15 protein-coding genes and 1 pseudogene are annotated in these 17,245 nt (G+C 72.2%); 6 read left to right on the top strand and 10 right to left on the bottom strand.

Annotated elements, in window-relative coordinates:
- Window positions 1-158 precede the first annotated feature (158 nt).
- The gene (locus tag VE614_RS17910; protein ID WP_324937663.1) at window positions 159-2,249 is read left to right on the top strand and encodes a fructose-specific PTS transporter subunit EIIC; all 2,091 of its coding nucleotides are present in this window, start codon (window positions 159-161) and stop codon (window positions 2,247-2,249) included.
- Window positions 2,250-2,397: 148 nt separating this feature from the next.
- Window positions 2,398-2,688, top strand: a complete 291-nt coding sequence (locus VE614_RS17905) for a hypothetical protein (protein WP_324937661.1) — start codon at window positions 2,398-2,400, stop codon at window positions 2,686-2,688.
- 19 nt (window positions 2,689-2,707) lie between these two features.
- Here VE614_RS17905 and VE614_RS17900 read toward each other — a convergent pair whose 3' ends face one another.
- The 3 genes and pseudogenes from VE614_RS17900 to VE614_RS17890 form a co-directional block, all read right to left on the bottom strand.
- Window positions 2,708-3,454, bottom strand: coding sequence for a DUF6227 family protein (locus VE614_RS17900; RefSeq protein WP_324937660.1), 747 nt, complete (start codon window positions 3,452-3,454; stop codon window positions 2,708-2,710).
- A gap of 172 nt (window positions 3,455-3,626) precedes the next feature.
- Window positions 3,627-4,670, bottom strand: coding sequence for a P1 family peptidase (locus VE614_RS17895; protein ID WP_324937761.1), 1,044 nt, complete (start codon window positions 4,668-4,670; stop codon window positions 3,627-3,629).
- A 38-nt stretch (window positions 4,671-4,708) separates the two neighbouring features.
- Window positions 4,709-4,936: pseudogene (locus tag VE614_RS17890) on the bottom strand (low temperature requirement protein A); the annotation flags it as partial.
- Window positions 4,937-4,955: 19 nt separating this feature from the next.
- Here VE614_RS17890 and VE614_RS17885 point away from each other — a divergent pair.
- Window positions 4,956-5,135 (top strand): hypothetical protein, encoded by a 180-nt coding sequence (locus tag VE614_RS17885; RefSeq protein ID WP_324937658.1) that lies wholly within the window; start codon window positions 4,956-4,958, stop codon window positions 5,133-5,135.
- Between the two features lie 49 nt (window positions 5,136-5,184).
- Here the strand turns inward: VE614_RS17885 and mscL are convergent, their stop codons facing one another.
- From mscL to VE614_RS17855, 6 genes are all read right to left on the bottom strand, one after another.
- Window positions 5,185-5,661, bottom strand: coding sequence for a large conductance mechanosensitive channel protein MscL (gene mscL / locus VE614_RS17880; RefSeq protein WP_324937655.1), 477 nt, complete (start codon window positions 5,659-5,661; stop codon window positions 5,185-5,187).
- 138 nt (window positions 5,662-5,799) lie between these two features.
- Window positions 5,800-6,378, bottom strand: coding sequence for an RcpC/CpaB family pilus assembly protein (locus tag VE614_RS17875; RefSeq protein WP_324937653.1), 579 nt, complete (start codon window positions 6,376-6,378; stop codon window positions 5,800-5,802).
- Window positions 6,379-6,519: 141 nt separating this feature from the next.
- Window positions 6,520-7,389: an S-methyl-5'-thioadenosine phosphorylase gene (locus VE614_RS17870; RefSeq protein ID WP_324937651.1), complete on the bottom strand. Its 870-nt coding sequence runs from the start codon at window positions 7,387-7,389 to the stop codon at window positions 6,520-6,522.
- A gap of 252 nt (window positions 7,390-7,641) precedes the next feature.
- Window positions 7,642-7,947 (bottom strand): FmdB family zinc ribbon protein, encoded by a 306-nt coding sequence (locus tag VE614_RS17865; protein WP_324937649.1) that lies wholly within the window; start codon window positions 7,945-7,947, stop codon window positions 7,642-7,644.
- A gap of 67 nt (window positions 7,948-8,014) precedes the next feature.
- Window positions 8,015-9,307 (bottom strand): MFS transporter, encoded by a 1,293-nt coding sequence (locus VE614_RS17860; RefSeq protein ID WP_324937647.1) that lies wholly within the window; start codon window positions 9,305-9,307, stop codon window positions 8,015-8,017.
- 284 nt (window positions 9,308-9,591) lie between these two features.
- Window positions 9,592-11,124: a potassium/proton antiporter gene (locus tag VE614_RS17855; RefSeq protein WP_414719590.1), complete on the bottom strand. Its 1,533-nt coding sequence runs from the start codon at window positions 11,122-11,124 to the stop codon at window positions 9,592-9,594.
- 232 nt (window positions 11,125-11,356) lie between these two features.
- Between VE614_RS17855 and VE614_RS17850 the strand changes: the two genes are divergently transcribed.
- Complete coding sequence (locus VE614_RS17850; RefSeq protein ID WP_324937643.1) at window positions 11,357-14,167, top strand: penicillin acylase family protein; 2,811 nt, start codon at window positions 11,357-11,359, stop codon at window positions 14,165-14,167.
- Between the two features lie 72 nt (window positions 14,168-14,239).
- Here the strand turns inward: VE614_RS17850 and VE614_RS17845 are convergent, their stop codons facing one another.
- Complete coding sequence (locus VE614_RS17845) at window positions 14,240-14,866, bottom strand: 5-formyltetrahydrofolate cyclo-ligase (RefSeq protein WP_324937641.1); 627 nt, start codon at window positions 14,864-14,866, stop codon at window positions 14,240-14,242.
- A gap of 93 nt (window positions 14,867-14,959) precedes the next feature.
- Between VE614_RS17845 and galU the strand changes: the two genes are divergently transcribed.
- Window positions 14,960-15,862 carry a UTP--glucose-1-phosphate uridylyltransferase GalU gene (gene galU, locus VE614_RS17840; RefSeq protein WP_324937639.1) on the top strand — a complete coding sequence of 301 codons (903 nt, stop codon included), beginning with the start codon at window positions 14,960-14,962 and terminating at the stop codon, window positions 15,860-15,862.
- Between the two features lie 5 nt (window positions 15,863-15,867).
- Window positions 15,868-17,190, top strand: a complete 1,323-nt coding sequence (glp, locus tag VE614_RS17835) for a gephyrin-like molybdotransferase Glp (protein ID WP_324937637.1) — start codon at window positions 15,868-15,870, stop codon at window positions 17,188-17,190.
- Window positions 17,191-17,245 lie beyond the last annotated feature (55 nt).

Below are 17,245 nucleotides of genomic sequence, written 5' to 3'. Positions count from 1 at the left end.
CTCGACACCCGTACGGCCCTCACCACCCCCGCCGGTACGGCCGCCCCGACCATCCCCGCAGGCACGGCCGTCACCACCTCCCACACCCCCCACCGCACCCCCGTCCCCTCCCCCGCCCACCCCACTCCCCGGGCGATACGCGAGCGAAGGAGCCCGCGATGAGCGACATGATCACTGCGGACCTGGTCGACCTCGACCTGTCCGCCGACACCAAGGAAGCCGCGGCGCGCGCCCTCGCCCAGCGCATGGCCGCCCTGGGCCGGGTGACCGACCTGGAAGGCTTTCTCGCCGACGTGGCCGCGCGCGAGGCGCAGATGCCGACCGGGCTCGACGGAGGCATCGGCATCCCGCACTGCCGCAGCGCCCATGTCACCGAGCCGACGCTCGCCTTCGGACGCAGCGCGGCCGGCGTCGACTTCGGCGCGGCGGACGGCCCCGCCGACCTGATCTTCCTGATCGCCGCCCCCGCCGGCGCCGACGACGCCCATCTGACGATCCTGTCGTCGCTCGCCCGGCAGCTCATGAACTCCGAGTTCACCGACGCCCTGCGCGCGGCCGGCGACCCGGCTGCCGCGGCGGCGCTCATCCGCGGCGAGGAGCCCCCGGCGGCGGCCGAGCACGCCTCCGGGTCCGAGGCCTCCGCGGCATCCGAAGACTCCGTGGCGGCGCCGGTGGCGGCCTCCGCCGACGCCGCCACGGACCCCACCGGCGCGGAGCCGGAGGGCGGCGCGGGCGTGCGCCCCTTCCGTGTCGTCGCCGTCACCTCCTGCCCCACCGGCATCGCCCACACCTACATGGCCGCCGAGGCCCTGGAGGACGCGGGCCGCGCGGCAGGTGTCGACGTCGTCGTCGAGACCCAGGGATCGGCGGGCTTCACCCGGCTCGACCCGGCCGTCATCGCCGCCGCGGACGGCGTGATCTTCGCCCATGACGTCCCCGTCCGCGACAAGGACCGCTTCGCCGGGAAGCCCACCGTCGACGTCGGCGTGAAGGCCGGCATCAACCGCCCCGCCCAACTCATCACCGAGGTGCGCGAGAAGGCGGCGCGCGGCGAGGTGACGGGCGCCGCCAAGCCCGGTGGCACACCGGTGGAGCGCGCCGGTGAGCCCGGTGAGGGGTACGGCACCAAGCTGCGCAAGTGGCTGATGTCCGGCGTCAGTTACATGGTCCCGTTCGTCGCGGCCGGCGGTCTGCTCATCGCCCTCGGCTTCGCGATCGGCGGCTACCAGATCAACGAGGCGAAGTCCGTCACCGAGCACTTCGACTGGGGCCAGGCCGACAGCTGGGGCGCGCTCTTCTTCCAGATCGGCGCGGCGGCCTTCGGCTTCCTCGTCCCGGTCCTCGCCGGCTACATCGCCTACGGCATGGCCGACCGGCCGGGTCTCGTGCCCGGCTTCGTCGGCGGCGCGATCTCCCTGACCATCGGCGCGGGCTTCCTCGGTGGTCTCGTCGCCGGTCTGATCGCCGGTGGCGTGGTCCTCGCGATCCAGCGCGTCCGGATCCCGGCCGTACTGCGCGGCATCATGCCGGTGGTGGTGATCCCGCTGGTGTCGTCGGCGGTGGTCGGCTTCCTGATGTTCGTGGTCATCGGCAAGCCGATCTCCGAGGCCCAGCAGGGCCTGACCGGCTGGCTGAACGGGCTCTCCGGCGCCAACGCCGTCCTCCTCGGCGTGCTGCTCGGTCTGATGATGTGCTTCGACCTCGGCGGCCCGGTCAACAAGGTCGCGTACACCTTCGCCACGGCCGGCATCTCGGTCGCGGCGCCCAGCGACTCGGCGATGAAGATCATGGCAGCGGTGATGGCCGCCGGCATGGTCCCGCCGCTGGGCATGGCGCTCGCCACCACCCTCCGCAGGAAGCTGTTCACCCCCGCCGAGCGCGAGAACGGCAAGGCGGCCTGGGTCCTCGGTGCCTCCTTCATCTCCGAGGGCGCGATCCCGTTCGCCGCTGCCGACCCGCTCCGGGTGATCCCCGCGTCCATGGCGGGCGGCGCGGTCACCGGCGCCCTGACCATGGCGTTCGGCTCCACCCTGCGCGCCCCGCACGGCGGTGTCTGGGTCACCTTCCTGATCGGCAAGCCGTTCCTCTACCTGCTGGCCATCGCGGCCGGTACGGCGGTCACGGCCGGTCTGGTGATCCTGCTGAAGGGTCTGCGCAAGGCGGTACCCGGGGCGGGGACGGCTCCGGTGACCGGTGGTCCGTCCGCCACCGCGGCGTCCGAGCCCCAACAGCCGGTGGTGGCCGCGTAAGGCGCGCGAGGGCGCATGGGACCGCGAAGGCGCGTACGGCGATGTCCCGTTGATGTCCCGTTGAGGAACTTGAGGGTGCTGTGTCGCACCTGCGAGATAGATCACGGTCCGGGGCCTAAGTCCCGGACCGTGGTGTCTACTGGACCACATGCCTGAGCATGTCTCGATCCTCCAGTGGGCGGGTGTCGCCGTCCTCGCCCTGGCGGCCGCGGCCTGGGTGATCGGCCTGACCCGCATGCCGCGCCGCGGACGCCCCGAGTCCGCCACGGGAGCCGCCACGGGAGCCGGCGCGTGGGCCGGCGTACGCACCGGCGCACATCCCCTCGCCGCACTCCCTCAACAGCGGCAGACCGCTCCCCGCCTGGAGCGCGTCGAACTGACCCCCGCGGAACAGGCCGCCTTCGCGGTCCTGGTCCGCAGACTCGCCGACGGCGGCTGAGCCACCGGCGGCCCGGGGCTCAGGACAGCTGCGCCGCCCGGCGCTCCATCGCCTCCCGCGCCGCCTCCTCGGAGGCGTACACCTCGCACATGTGCCGCCCGTCGGGCGTGGCGGTGTGCTCCACCTCCCACAGGGAGATCTCCGCGCCGTCATTCAGCAGGAACGCGTGCTCGTAGAGCGAGAAGCCCAGACCGGCGCGGCCGGCACGGCAGGGGCGGCCGAACGCCTGGGTGATCTGGTGCGCGCACGCCGTGGCCAGCAGCGCCGCCGTCTCCGCGCCCGGCCGGTCCGGATTCTCCGCGCGGCGCAGCAGCCGGCGCGCATGGTCCGCCGAGTCGTCCGGCACATACGCGTGCCGCGGACCCGGCAGCGGCGACGGCTGCACCAGCACCGGCAGTTCGAAGTCCGGCGCGTCCGGCGGCAGCGGCAGCCGCGTGGTCGCGGCGCGCAGTTCCTCCTCGTCGACGTACACCTCATGCTGGGCCGCACGGCCTCGCGCGGTGTTGTGCACGAGCTCCCACAGCGTGAGCGCCGAGCCGTCGGCGAGCAGCCAGGTGTGCCGGTACGTCTCGCGATGCAGCCCCGCGCTGTGGTGCGCGGAGTGCAGCGAACTGTCGTACGCCAGCGCACCGTCGAGGCGCCTCACCGTCTCGTCGGGCAGCTCGAACGAGTTCAGCGCGCGGCCGAGCAACCGTGCGAGATGCTCCTCCGGAGACTCGGGCGACTCGTGTGGTTCGTACGTTGCGGTCTCGTACGGAACGCTCAAGGTTTCTCCCGGCGTTGCTGCATGTCACCTTGTGGGTGCATACCGTAGCCCCTCGGTCGGACATCGTGTCCGGGAACCGGGAAAACGTACGCGGGGAAAACGAGCCGACGGCGCGGAAAGTTTCCACACGATCCGACGATCCGCCAGAAACACCTGGTGGCAGCGGTGTTCGTCACCGAAGCCGTCGGTCGGTACGACCGTACAGCTCCCCGTAAGAGGGCCAGATTCCGCCCGGTCCGTCCACCGGTCGCGCGGCGCGCACGGCCCGTACGATCGCGCGCGTCACCAGGTCCGCGCCCGCGGCGAGGATCTCGTTGAGCGCGAGCGGGCTGTCCGCGTCGAGCGCCCGCGCCCCGGTCGCCAGCGCGAACACCGTGTCGCCGTCGTTGAGCTGGTGCACCGGCCGTACGGCGCGCGCGATCCCGTCGTGTGCCGTGCCGGCCAGCTTCTGCGCCTGGGCCTTCGACAGGCCGGCGTCGGTGGCGACCACCGCCAGGGTCGTGTTGAGCGGCGGAGGTACGTTCCTGGCCGCCGCCTCGGCGAGGCGCCGCCGCGCGGCCTCGTGGACACCCGCCTCCGGATAGTCCACGCGCCCCTCGAACAACTCCCCGTAGAGCACCCCCGTCTCCGGATCCACCACAGAGCCCGCCGCGTTGGCCACCACCAGCGCGGCCACCGTGATCCCCGAGTCGAGCACCGCGCTCGCGGTGCCGATCCCGCCCTTCAGATCGCCGGTCACGGCCCCCGTCCCGGCGCCCACGCATCCCTCCCGCACCGGCGCGCCGGGCTCGCCCGCCGCCGCGGCCTCGACCGCTTCCCGGCCGACGGCCGCGTCCGGCCTGGCCCGGAAGTCGCCGCCGCGCCCCAGGTCGAAGACGCACGCGGCGGGCACCACCGGCACGACGTGCGCGGGGCCCGCCCCCACGCGCACTCCGCGCCCCCGCTCCTCCAGCCAGGCCATCACCCCCGACGCCGCGTCGAGCCCGTAGGCGCTGCCACCGGTGAGCACGATCGCCTCGACCTTCTGCACCAGGTTGCGGGGGTCCAGCGCGTCGGTCTCCTTGGTGCCGGGCCCGCCGCCGCGTACGTCCACGGCGGCGACGGCCCCGCCCTCCGGGGCGAGGACCACGGTGGTGCCGGTGAGCCAACCGTCGCCGGTGCGCGTCGCGTGGCCCACCCGCAGGCCCGCCACGTCCGTCAGTGCGTCAACCGTCATGAGCGTCATGGGGCCAGTCTGGCCCGCCCCGCCGTGCGTGTCGGCAGCACCGCCTGCTGGACGATGCCCACCGTGAAGTGCCGGGAGTGCAGCGCCCACACGGTCAGCAGACAGAGCGCCGTCGGCAGGGCCACCGCGGCGGCGGACAGCGTGCAGATGTGCGCCTTGCCGATCGCCTGCTCGACCGACACCTCCAGACCCGCGCCGATCGCGGCGGCCGAGGCGAAGATCAGGTAGTAGCCGTAGCCCCACAGGAACGCCTGTCTGGGGCCGTACCCTGGGGGCATGAGCACCGCCTCCACCCCCGAGCCGCGCGACCCCAAGGCCGCGCTGATCTTCGACGACCCGCTGGACGAGCAGTCCTCCGACGACACGGACCGGGGCTGGGGCGAACGGCGGGGCGACGGCGACGCCGCGGACGACCTGAAGCGCTTCCTCGACGAGAAGCCGCCGCACCACCTGTGAGCCGGCCGGGCCCGGCGGGCCGCCGCCCGCGGACCCTGGTGGGCCGCCGCTACGACTCCGCGCGGCCCGGCCCCCGCTGCGCGACCAGCGCGTCGCGGATCTCCTTGAGCACCTCCAGCTCGGTCACCTCGACGATCTCCTTGGTCCCCTCCCTCGCCTCCTTGCGGGCTTGCTGCCGCGCCAGGTACTTCGACATCGGCAGGACCATCAGGAAGTAGACGACCGCCGCGGTGATCAGGAAGCTGAGCGTCGCGCCGAGGACCGAGCCCCACATGATCGGCACGCCGTCGCGCACGGTGCCGTCCGCCGCCACCTCGCACGGGGCCTTGAGGCACGAGCTGTAGCTGTCGAGATTCTTGGTGCCGATCGCGCCGACCAGCGGGTTGATGATCCCCTTCACCACCGAGTTGACGACGTTGGTGAAGGCGGCGCCGATGACCACCGCCACTGCCAGGTCGACGACGTTCCCGCGCATCAGGAAGGCTTTGAAGCCCTGCAGGACACTCGGTTCCTTCTTCTCGCTCACCTGGGGGCCTCTCCTCGCACGCGCACGGTGTGGAACAAAACGCTCCGCAACCTACGTCACGGTGCGGTCGGCGTGTCCAATGCCCTCCCTCCGACGAGCGACTTGACAGCGCCCCGCGCGGCAGGTGCCCGCCCCGGTTCAGCACAGCGTCACCGCCAGCCGGGCCGTCGCACTGGCGCCGACCAGACGGGCGGCCGTGGCCCGGGGGACCGACAGCACGACCAGCGCGCCGCCGTCCACCGAGTGGTCCGAGACGCCGTCCGCCGTGCCGTCCAGCGGTTCGGGCACCTCGGTCACCCGCGCCCCGCGCGCGACCACGCGGGCCTCGCCGCCGGTGGCCGCATCCTCCGCGGCGATCACGTCGACCCGGTCGCCGGGCCGCAGCAGCCGTACGGTGGCCGCGTCCGCGATCCGTACCGGCGCGGTCACCCGCGCCGCGGCGGACCGTCCGGGCAGCGGGTCCGCCACCGGGTGCCCGCGGGCCCGGTCGCCGGGAGGCGGCTCCACGGGGGCGCGCGAGCCGGCCGCGAGGAGTGCGGCGGCGGTGACGGCGAGCCCGGTGGCCAGCGCCCGCTGCCGGTGCCGTACGAGCCGCCGCAGCCGATGGCGTCCGCCGCGCACCCGGATGGGAGCGAAGTGCGGCACCTCGCATGTGGCGGGAACGTCGGTGCCGGGAGGGCGGGGAGACAGGGGAGCGGGCGAGGGAGCGAGGGACACGGGGGCCACCACCTTCGACGAGCGATCGGTTCGACCCCACGATGAGGCTTCGCGCCGCCGCCCGCCGAGCCCGGTGGACTACCGCTCGGTTGTGGACAACTCCCTCACCGGAACGAGCACGTCCGCAGCTTCACAGCCCTGCTACGGCAGCTCGAACCCCGGATCCATCCCGCCCAGCGCCTTCGTGCACAGGCAGTCCCGCTCCGCGCTCGCGGGCAGCGCGGCGACCGCGTCGAAGAGCACGCCCCGCAGCCGGTCCACGTTCGCCGCGAACACCCGCAGTACCTCGTCGTGCGAGACGCCCTCACCGGTCTCGGCGCCCGCGTCCAGGTCGGTGACCAGGGTCAGCGAGGTGTAGCAGAGTTCCAGTTCGCGGGCGAGCGCCGCCTCGGGGTGGCCGGTCATGCCCACCACCGACCAGCCCTGCGCCTGGTGCCACAGAGATTCGGCACGGGTCGAGAACCGCGGCCCCTCCACGACGACCAGCGTGCCGCCGTCCACCGGCTCCCAGTCCCGGCCGCGCGCCGCCTTCAGGGCCGCCGCCCGGCCGACGGGGCAGTACGGGTCGGCCAGGGACACGTGCACCACGTTCGGCACGGTGCCGTCCGGCAGCGGCAACCCGTCGAAGTACGTCGTCACGCGCGCCTTCGTACGGTCGACCAGCTGGTCGGGGACGAGCAGCGTGCCCGGGCCGTACTCGGGCCGCAGGCCGCCCACGGCGCACGGGCCGAGGACCTGGCGCACCCCGGCCGAGCGCAGCGCCCAGAGGTTGGCCCGGTAGTTGATCCGGTGCGGCGGCAGATGGTGGCCCCGGCCGTGACGGGGCAGGAAGGCGACCCGCCGGCCGGCGATCTCGCCGAGGAAGAGGGAGTCGCTGGGCGGCCCGTAGGGGGTGTCCACCCGCACCTCGGTCACGTCCTCGAGGAACGAGTAGAAGCCGGACCCGCCGATGACACCGATCTCCGCGCTGCCGTCGGTCTCCGCGACCCTTGCGCTCTCTGCGTTCGCCATGACCAGCACACTAGCCGTCGCGGTCCGCGCCCAGGGAGGGGCCCGGGGAAGCCGGAGGAACGGGGAAGCCGGAGGAACGGGGAAGCCGGAGGAAGCGGGGAAACCGTAGTTAGCGGGGAAACAGGAGGACCTGGGAAACCGGAGGACCCGGGAAACGCGGAGGACCCGGGAAACGCGCAGGACTCCGGGAACGCGGAAGACCCCGCCGTCCAGGAGACGTGCGGGGTCTTCGCGAAGACGCGGTGATACGCGCTACGCGGCGGTGCCGGTCGAGGTGCTGGAGCTCGACGACTTCGAGTCCGAGGACGAGGTCGCGGACTTGGAGTCCGACGACTTCGAGTCCGACGACTTCGACGACGCCGGCGAGCTGCTCGACGAGGAGCCGCGGCTGTCGTTGCGGTAGAAGCCGGAGCCCTTGAAGACGATGCCGACCGCGGAGAACACCTTCTTGAGGCGGCCACCGCAGCTGGGGCACTCGGTCAGGGCGTCGTCGGTGAACTTCTGCACCGCCTCGAGGCCCTCGCCGCACTCGGTGCACTGGTACTGGTAGGTCGGCACTGTCTTCCTCCTGGCACTCTCACTCAATGAGTGCTAACGACGGTCCATAGTGACGTATTCCAGCGGATCAGTCCACTGTCACCGGCGAGCGGTGACCCACGCCACGCGCGACGGTCCGGGCGGGGGACCGCGCCGCGAGCCGCGAGCGCAGCGCCACCAGGGTCGCCAGGGCGAGCACCGTGCCGCCCAGCGGCACCAGGAAACCGGCGCCGTCCCAGAAGCGGTCCTCCAGCTGTCCGGCGGCCGTCACGGCCGCCGCCTGGCCGAGCGCGACCGCGCCGGTCAGCCAGGTGAAGGCCTCGGTGCGGGCACCGGCCGGGACCAGGCTGTCGACCAGGGTGTAGCCGGTGATCAGGGCGGGCGCGATGCACATGCCGACCAGCAGGCCGAGGCCCGCCAGGACGAGCACCGAGTGGGCGGCCCACAGTCCGGAGGCGGCCAGCGCGAGCGCCGCGTAACCGGCGACCAGTCGGTGCTGGGGGGCCGCCTTCCAGGCGATGGCGCCGCAGACGATGCCCGAGAGCATGTTGCCGGCGGCGAAGATGCCGTACAGGACGCCGTTCAGTCCGGGCTCGCCGATCGACTCGGTGAACGCGGCCAGCGACACCTGCATGCCGCCGAAGACCGAGCCGATGCCGAGGAAGGCCACGATCAGGACCCGCACGCCGGGCACGCGCAGCGCCGAAGCGTGCTCCACGCGCGCGTGGCCGCTCGCTGCGACCGCCGGCTGGGTGCTCTTCTGGGCGGCGAACAGCAGACCGCCGACCAGGGTGAGCGCGGCCTCGGTGACCAGGCCCGCCGCCGGATCCACGGCGGTGCACAGGGCCGTCGCCAGCAGCGGGCCCACGACGAAGGTCAGCTCGTCGGTGACGGACTCGAAGGCGGCGGCGGTGGTCATCAGGGGCGAGCCCTGGAGCTTCACGCCCCAGCGGGCGCGCACCATGGGGCCGACCTGCGGCACCGAGGCGCCGGCGGGGACGGCCGCCACGAACAGCGCCCACAAGGGAGCGTGCGCCAGCGCGAGCGCCGTGAGGGTGAGGCCGGAGACGGTGTGCACCAGGACGCCGGGGACCAGTACGGCGCGCTGGCCGAAGCGGTCCGCGAGGCGGCCGCTGTAGGGCGCGAAGACCGCCATGGAGACCCCGGTGACCGCGGCGACGGCACCCGCCGCGCCGTAGGAGCCGGTGGTGTGCTGCACCAGCAGCACGATGGAGAGCGTGAGCATGGCGAACGGCTGGCGCGCCGCGAAGCCGGGGAGCAGGAACGTCCAGGCGCCGCGCGTGCGCAGCAGTTGCCCGTAGCCCGGGCGGGAGGGCGCCGTCGTGTCCTTCGACGGCTCGGTGGTGACCGCGGACGCCACGGCCCGTGCCTTTCTGCCGCCTGGTAGCGCGGCCCCTGCGGGTGGGGGGCCGGCGCCGAGAGCTGTCCTCTTGCGCGGAACTGCGGTAGATACCGGGCGCTCACTGCGGGGAGCGGGCCGGCCGCCATACGGTCGCGCCAGCTCTGCGTCAGGCAGAGTTGGTTCGATCTGGTGTGGTGCACCTTTATGATACGCAAATCTACGCGCGTCGCACCTGTGAAAAGCGGCACCATGCGTGCCCCGGCCTACGAAGCGGGGGTCAAGGCGTGCTCGCTGGAAAGGCCCTAGCCGCCGTTCCCGCTCGTCCCGAGCCAGCCGGCCAGCTTGCCGCCGCGGCCCACCGCGCGCAGGCGTCGTTCCACGGCGCCGCGGACCGGGTCCGTGGCCACGACCAGCAGCTCGTCGCCGCGCCGCAGCACCGTCGAGGGGAGCGGCACGAACGACGTCCCGTCCCGGACGATCAGGGTGACCGCCGATCCGGCGGGCAGCCGCAGCTCGTGGACCTCGACGCCGTGCATCTTCGACCCCTCGGGGATCGCCACGGACAGCAGATGCCCGCGCAGTCGCTCCAGGGGCGCCGACTCGATGCCGAGGTCGGCGGCCTCGGAGTCGTCGCCGAGGCGCAGCGTGCGGGCGAGCCAGGGCAGCGTCGGCCCCTGGACGAGGGTGTAGACGACGACCAGGACGAAGACGATGTTGAAGATGCGGCGGCTGCCCTCCACACCGCTCACCATCGGGATGGTCGCCAGGATGATGGGCACGGCGCCGCGCAGCCCGGCCCAGGACATGAGGGTCTGCTCCTGCCACCGCACCCGGAACGGGGTCAGGCACAGCACGACGCTCAGCGGGCGCGCCACCATGGTCAGCACGAGGCCGATCAGCAGCGCGGGCACGATGTCGTCGCCCAGCTCGGAGGGCGTGACCAGCAGGCCGAGCAGGACGAACATGCCGATCTGGGCGAGCCAGCCGAGGCCGTCGGCGAACCCGCGGGTGGCGGGCCAGTGCGGCAGCCGCGCGTTGCCCATCACCATGGCGGCGAGGTAGACGGCGAGGAAGCCGCTGCCGTGCGCCAAGGCGCCGGCCGCGTACGCCGCGACGGCGATGGCCATGACGGCGATCGGGTAGAGGCCGGAGGCGGGCAGGGCGACGTGCCGCAGGCCCCAGGAGCCGAGCCAGCCCACCGCGAGGCCGATGCCCGCGCCGATGGCCAGCTCCAGCGCTATCACGCCGAGCAGGACGTACCAGTGCCCGACCGGGCCGGCCGTGGAGAAGGCGACCACCAGGATGACGACGGGCGCGTCGTTGAAGCCGGACTCGGCTTCCAAGGTGCCCGTCACGCGCGCGGGGAGAGGTATTTTCCGCAGCACCGAGAAGACGGCCGCCGCGTCGGTCGAGGAGACGACCGCCCCGATGATGAGGGCCTGCCGCCATTCCAGCCCGATCAGCAGGTGGGCCGCCGTCGCGGTGACCCCCACACTCACCGCCACACCTGCCAGCGCCAGCGTGGAGGCGGCCGGCAGGGCCGGCTTGATCTCCTTCCACTTCGTGCCCAGACCGCCTTCGGCGAGGATCACGACGAGGGCCGCGTATCCGATGACCTGGGTGAGTTCGGCGTTGTCGAAGTGGATGTCGCCGATCCCGTCCTGGCCCATGAGGACGCCGATCCCCAGGTACACGAGCAGGCTGGGGAGCCCGCTGCGCGACGAGACCCGGACCGCCGCGACGGCGACGAGCAGGACGATCGAGCAGACGAGCAGGAGCTGGTTGAGGTGGTGGACAGTCAGCGGCCGTTCCCTTCCCTGGTTCACGCGCCCCACGCGCGCGTGGACACTCGTGTACGAATCCGACACGGAGTCGAGCCCACTCCGCACAAGTTACTTCGTTACCTTACCTAACTCTTGACGATTTCTTGACGTTCGCCAAGGCAAGATCGAACGTCCGTGCGCGCTGGTTCCCGACTCCGCGTCAAGGGGGAGTGGGCCCTGCGCCTATGGTTGCTCCAGCACTCCAGGACCGCCTGCCGCTCGCGTTAGGACAGCAAGGACAGCGATGCCCCCCAACACCACCGCCTCAACGGGTCAGAAGCCCGGCAAGTCCGGCAGGAAGAAGGGGCGCAAAGCCCGGCTGATCGTGCTCGTGCTGGTGCTGGCCATCATCGGTGGCGTCGCCTACGGGGCGTACTGGACCGTCAGCACCGTCCGTGCCTCCTTCCCGCAGACCAAGGGTTCACTCACGCTCGACGGCCTGTCCGGGCCGGTCGAGGTGAAGCGGGACGGCAACGGCATCCCGCAGATCTACGCCTCCTCCGACGAGGACCTGTTCATGGCGCAGGGCTACGTCCAGGCGCAGGACCGGTTCTACGAGATGGACGTCCGCCGCCACATGACGGCCGGGCGCCTGTCGGAGATGTTCGGCAAGAGCCAGATCGACAACGACGAGTTCCTGCGCACCCTCGGCTGGGAGCGGATCGCGAAGCAGGAGTACGAGACCAAGCTGTCGGACTCCGCCAAGAAGTACCTCCAGGCCTACGCCAAGGGAGTCAACGCCTACCTGAAGGGCAAGGAAGGCGAGGACATCTCCCTGGAGTACGCCGCCCTGGGCTTCAGCAACGACTACCGGCCCCAGGAGTGGACCCCGGTCGACTCCGTCTCCTGGCTGAAGGCGATGGCCTGGGATCTGCGCGGCAACATGCAGGACGAGATCGACCGCGCCCTGATGACCAGCCGCCTCGGCCCGAAGCAGATCGACGACCTGTACCCGGAGTACCCGTACGACCGGAACAAGGCCATCGTCCAGGAGGGCCAGTACGACGAACTCACGCAGACGTTCGAGCAGGGTGACGGCTCGGACACGTCCGGCGGCACCGAGGGGACCGGCACGGAAGGGACCGGCACCGAGGGCACTGGCACCGAAGGGACCGGCACCGAAGGGACCGGCACCGAGGGGACCGGTGCCGGCACGGACGCCCTCCAGACCCAGCTGTCGGGTCTGTACCGGATCCTGGACGACCTGCCCACGGCCGTCGGCGTGAACGGCAACGGCATCGGGTCCAACTCGTGGGTCGTCGGCGGCGCCCACACCATCACCGGCAAGCCGCTGCTCGCCAATGACCCGCACCTGTCGCCGTCGCTGCCGTCCGTCTGGTACCAGATGGGCCTGCACTGCCGCACGGTCTCCGAGAAGTGCCAGTACGACGTCTCCGGCTACACCTTCGCGGGCATGCCCGGTGTGGTCATCGGCCACAACAAGGACATCGCCTGGGGCCTGACCAACTCCGGCGTCGACGTCACCGACCTCTACCTGGAGAAGCTCACCGGCGAGGGCTACCTGTACGACGGCAAGGTGGTCCCCTTCAAGACCCGCGAGGAGACCATCAAGGTCGCCGGCGGCGCCAGCAAGAAGATCGTCGTCCGGGAGACCAACAACGGCCCCCTGCTCTCCGACCGCGACGACGAGCTGGTGCAGGTCGGCAAGAAGGCCGGCGTCGACACCGCCGCCCCCGACCGCGGCGACGGCTACGGCATCGCCCTGCGCTGGACCGCGCTGGAGGCGGGCACCACCATGGACGCCGTCTTCGCGATGGACAAGGCGGCCGACTGGGACGAGTTCCGCGCGGCGGCGGCCCGGTTCGAGGTGCCCTCGCAGAACCTCGTCTACGCCGACACCCGGAACAACATCGGCTACACCCTGCCCGGCCGGATCCCCACGCGCGCGGAGGACCACGACGGCTCCGTCCCGGCGCCCGGCTGGGACTCGAAGTACCGCTGGACCGGATACATCGACCAGGACGAACTGCCCTACGAGTACAACCCGGAGCGCGGCTACATCGTCACCGCCAACCAGGCCGCGGTCGGCAAGGACTACCCGTACACGCTCACCACGGACTGGGGATACGGCACCCGCAGCCAGCGGATCACCGACCTGATCGAGTCGAAGATCAAGGGCGACGGCAAGATCTCCACCGAGGACATGCGTCTGATGCAGACGGACAACAGCAGCGAGATCGCCAAGCTGCTGGTGCCCCAGCTGCTGAAGATCGACGTCGGCGACAAGGACGTCCGCGAGGCGCAGAAGCTGCTGGAGGGCTGGGACTACACCCAGGACGCCGACTCCGCGGCTGCCGCCTACTTCAACGCCGTCTGGCGCAACGTCCTCAAGCTCGCCTTCGGCAACAAGCTGCCCAAGGAACTGCGCGTCAAGGGCCAGTGCCTGTGGGTCGAGCCGGTCGACACCACCGGGCCGGTGGACGACGACCGCCGGGTCCGCGAGTGCGGCCGGCGCGACGCCGGCCAGGCGCAGCCGGACGGCGGCGACCGTTGGTTCGAGGTGGTCCGCACCCTGATGGAGGACCAGGACAGCGACTGGTGGACGACGCCCGAGAACGGCACCCGCCCCGGCGCGGACAACCGCGACGAGCTGTTCAAGCGCGCCATGATCGACGCCCGCTGGGAGCTGACCGCCAAGCTGGGCAAGGACATCGACACCTGGAGCTGGGGCCGGCTGCACCGCCTGTTCCTGAAGAACCAGACCCTCGGCACCGAAGGCCCCGGCTTCCTCCGGTACGCCCTGAACCGCGGCCCCTGGAAGCTCAGCGGCGGCGAGGCCACGGTCAACGCCACCGGCTGGAACGCCGCCGGCGGCTACGGCGTCGTCTGGGTGCCGTCGATGCGGATGGTGGTCAATCTCGGCGACCTCGACAAGTCGCGGTGGATCAACCTCACCGGCGCCTCCGGGCACGCCTACAGCGCCCACTACACCGACCAGACGGGCAAGTGGGCCAAGGGCGAACTGCTGCCGTGGGCCTTCTCGGAGAAGGCGGTCGACGAGAGCACGCAGGACACGCTCGTGCTCAAGCCGTGAGCCGCTGACGTCGCACCGCCCGGAAGGGCCCTCCACGCGCGCGTGGAGGGCCCTTTCCCTTCCCCCGCGGGTTCAGCCTCGGGGCGGACGGAAGCGGCGCACCCCGGACGGCGTGATCACCGCGTGCACCGGCCGGTCGTGCGCCTCCGCCGGGACGCGCTCGACGACCTCCGTGTCGTACAGCAGCACCACCAGCGCCGGGTGGGCGCCCGCGCGCTCCAGACGGGCCAGGACGCGGTCGTACGATCCGCCGCCGCGCCCCAGTCGCATGCCGCGCGCGTCGACCGCGAGCCCCGGCAGGAGCACCGCGTCGGCGGCGGTCACCGCGCCGGCGCCGAGGCGGTCGCCGACGGGCTCCAAGAGTTCCATCTTCCCGCCGTGCCGGACCCGGGCGAGCGAGTCCGGACCGTCGTACTCGCCCCAGTCCAGATCGTTGTCGGGCAACAGGACCGGAAGCAGGACGCGTGCGCCCCGCGTGCGCAGCGCGTCGAGCAGCGCGCGCGTCCCCGGTTCGCTTCCGACGGACACATATGCCGCCACCGTGCGCGCCCCCGCCAGCTCGGGCAGCTCCCCCGCCCGCTCGGCCAGCGCCGCCTCGGATTCCCGCACGTCATCCGCCGTCAACCTGTTCCTCACGGCGATGAGATCCCGTCGCAACGCACGCTTGTCAGGCTCGGCCGAAGGTCCGTTGTGGCTCACTCGTCACTCCCGTACTGTGCCAATGTGCTCATATGAGCGCCAACGAACCGGAGCCTCAGATTCCTCACAAAGGCTCCGGATATGGTGTCGGGCATGACTCAGTCGCACCCCAGGATCAGCAAGGCTGTCATTCCCGCAGCCGGCCTCGGCACCCGGTTCCTGCCGGCCACCAAGGCCACTCCCAAGGAGATGCTGCCGGTCGTTGACAAGCCGGCGATCCAGTACGTGGTCGAGGAGGCCGTCTCGGCGGGCCTCGATGACGTCCTCATGGTGACGGGCCGCAACAAGCGCCCCCTGGAGGACCACTTCGACCGCAACTACGAGCTGGAGTCGGCCCTCGAGAAGAAGGGTGACGCCGAACGGCTCGCGAAGGTGCGGGAGTCGAGCGACCTCGCGACGATGCACTACGTCCGCCAGGGCGACCCCAGGGGCCTCGGCCACGCCGTCCTGTGCGCCGCCCCGCACGTCGGCGACGAGCCCTTCGCCGTCCTCCTGGGTGACGACCTGATCGACCCGCGCGACCCGCTGCTCAGGCGGATGATCGAGGTGCAGGAGCGGAGCGGCGGCAGCGTCGTCGCGCTCATGGAGGTCGCGCCCGAGCAGATCCACCTCTACGGCTGCGCCGCCGTCGAGGCCACCGCGGACAGCGACGTGGTGAAGGTGAACGGCCTGGTGGAGAAGCCCGACGCGGCCGACGCCCCGTCCAGCTACGCCATCATCGGCCGGTACGTCCTCGACCCGCACATCTTCGACATACTGCGCAGGACCGAGCCCGGCCGCGGCGGCGAGATCCAGCTGACCGACGCCCTCCAGCAGCTCGCGCAGGACGAGAAGATCGGCGGCCCGGTGCACGGTGTGGTCTTCCAGGGCCGCCGCTATGACACCGGCGACCGCGGCGACTACCTGCGTGCCATTGTCAGACTCGCGTGCGAACGTGAAGACCTGGGCCCGGACTTCCGGACCTGGCTCCGCAGTTACGTCACCGAGGAGATGTAGCCACCTTGAGCACCGCCGCGCCCCACGCCACCGGCCAGGACCACCTGTGGTCGGTGGACGAACACCTGGAGGACGTCCTCGCCACCGTCCGCCCCCTCGAACCCATCGAGCTGAACCTGCTCGACGCCCAGGGCTGCGTCCTGGTCGACGACATCACGGTGCCGGTCTCCCTGCCGCCGTTCGACAACAGCTCCATGGACGGGTACGCGGTGCGGGTCGCGGATGTCGCGGGCGCGAGCGAGGAGTTCCCCGCCGTCCTCGACGTCGTCGGGGACGTCGCGGCGGGCCAGGCAGGCCTCCTCCAGGTGGGGCCCGGCCAGGCCGCCCGCATCATGACGGGCGCCCCGCTGCCGCCCGGCGCCGAGGCCGTGGTCCCCGTGGAGTGGACCGACGGCGGCCTCGGCGAGGGCCCCGTCGCCGGGATGCGCGCCCGCAGCCTCGCCCCCGAGGGCGCCGGCGGCCAGGTGCGCGTGCACCGGCCGTGCGCGGCACGCGCGCACGTCCGCGCGAAGGGCAGCGACGTGCAGGCCGGTGACCGCGCCCTCGACGCCGGCACGATCCTCGGCCCGCCGCAGATCGCGCTGCTCGCCGCCATCGGCCGCGGCACGGTCCGGGTCCGCCCCCGCCCGCGCGTGGTGGTGATGTCCACCGGCAGCGAACTCGTCCAGCCCGACGAGGAGCTGGCCGGCGGCCAGATCTACGACTCCAACAGCTTCGCCCTCACCGCCGCCGCGCGCGACGCCGGAGCCATCGCCTACCGGGTGGGCGCCGTCGCCGACGACGCCGAGACGCTGCGCACCGCGATCGAGGACCAGCTGGTGCGCGCCGACCTCATGGTCACCACGGGCGGCGTCAGCGTCGGCGCCTACGACGTGGTCAAGGAGGCCCTCGCGCACGTCGCCGACGAGGACGAGCCGGGCAGCGGCGTCGAGTTCCGCAAGCTCGCCATGCAGCCCGGCAAGCCGCAGGGCTTCGGCTCCATCGGCCCCGACCACACCCCGCTCCTTGCCCTGCCCGGCAACCCGGTGTCGGCGTATGTCTCCTTCGAACTGTTCGTCCGCCCCGCGATCCGCACCCTCATGGGCCTCACCGACGTGCACCGGCCGACCGCCCGCGCCACCCTGACGGCGGACAAGCCGCTGACCTCGCCGAAGGGCCGCAGACAGTTCCTGCGCGGCACCTACGCCGACGGCACGGTGACCCCGGTCGGCGGGGCCGGCTCCCATCTGATCGCGGCCCTCGCGCGCGCCGACGCGCTGATCGTCGTCCCCGAGGACGTGGAGTCCGTCGCGCCCGGCACCGACGTCGAGGTGGTCCTGCTCGGCTGACCCCCCGGGGTTGGCGGTACCGTGTCGCGCACAACTGGCCCGCGCGCCGCACCGC

The organism is Streptomyces sp., from assembly GCF_035645055.1.
Lineage (GTDB): Bacteria > Actinomycetota > Actinomycetes > Streptomycetales > Streptomycetaceae > Streptomyces.
Note: the sequence above shows the minus strand (reverse complement) of the source record. Positions and strands in the feature narration are given on the sequence as shown.

Excerpts from the sequence above, each read along its gene's own strand:
- VE614_RS17910 (WP_324937663.1), top strand. The coding sequence starts at position 159 with ATGAGCGACATGATCACTGCGGACCTGGTCGACCTCGACCTGTCCGCC.
- VE614_RS17905 (WP_324937661.1), top strand. The coding sequence starts at position 2,398 with ATGCCTGAGCATGTCTCGATCCTCCAGTGGGCGGGTGTCGCCGTCCTC.
- VE614_RS17895 (WP_324937761.1), bottom strand. The coding sequence starts at position 4,670 with ATGACGGTTGACGCACTGACGGACGTGGCGGGCCTGCGGGTGGGCCAC.
- VE614_RS17885 (WP_324937658.1), top strand. The coding sequence starts at position 4,956 with ATGAGCACCGCCTCCACCCCCGAGCCGCGCGACCCCAAGGCCGCGCTG.
- VE614_RS17870 (WP_324937651.1), bottom strand. The coding sequence starts at position 7,389 with ATGGCGAACGCAGAGAGCGCAAGGGTCGCGGAGACCGACGGCAGCGCG.
- VE614_RS17850 (WP_324937643.1), top strand. The coding sequence starts at position 11,357 with ATGCCCCCCAACACCACCGCCTCAACGGGTCAGAAGCCCGGCAAGTCC.
- galU (WP_324937639.1), top strand. The coding sequence starts at position 14,960 with ATGACTCAGTCGCACCCCAGGATCAGCAAGGCTGTCATTCCCGCAGCC.